Origin of the sequence: Methylobacterium sp. J-048 (assembly GCF_022829515.1) — a bacterium.
Taxonomy (GTDB): Bacteria; Pseudomonadota; Alphaproteobacteria; order Rhizobiales; family Beijerinckiaceae; genus Methylobacterium.
On sequence record NZ_JAKSYL010000161.1, the window covers coordinates 1 to 639 of the forward strand.

Consider the following 639-nt stretch of genomic DNA (forward strand, 5'->3'; position numbering starts at 1 on the left):
TCGCCCATGTCGAGGTCGAAGCCGCTTCCCGAAGCCAGGGTCGCCCGGCCGGCGCGCACCTTGCCGGCCTTGCCGCCGACCTTGGCCTTGGCCGGCACGCCCATCCGGGCCGCCGTGGCGCGCAACTGCGTCGCCGCCTCGGTCACGCCCGCCCCCGCCGCGTCGACGCGGAAGTAGGCGATGGTCGCCTGCAGCCGCTCGGCCTGGTTGGCCAGCTCGTCCGAAGTCGCCGAGACTTGCTCGGAGGCGCTGGCGTTCTGCTGGGTCACCTTGTCGAGCTGCTGGATCGCCTGGTTGATCTGCGCCGAGCCGACATCCTGTTCCCGGCACGCCGCCGAGATCTCCTCGACCAGCAGCGCCGTCTTGCGGATGTCCGGCACCAGCCGTCCCAGCATCTCGCCGGCCTGCTGGGCCGCCTTCACCGTATCCGCCGACAGCGTGCCGATCTCGGCGGCGGCCGCCTGCGAGCGCTCGGCGAGCTTCCTCACCTCCGACGCCACCACCGCGAAGCCGCGGCCGTGCTCGCCGGCACGCGCCGCCTCGACGGCGGCGTTGAGGGCCAGCAGATCGGTCTGCCGGGCGATCTCCTGCACGATGGTGATCTTCTGGGCGATGGTCTGCATGGCATCGACCGCCTTC

1 protein-coding gene is annotated in these 639 nt (G+C 72.1%); it reads right to left on the reverse strand.

Features of this window, described 5'->3' with window-relative positions; translation table 11 throughout:
• The coding region (locus tag MKL09_RS16435) for a methyl-accepting chemotaxis protein (protein WP_244021829.1) at positions 1 to 639 on the reverse strand (639 nt) is incomplete at both ends.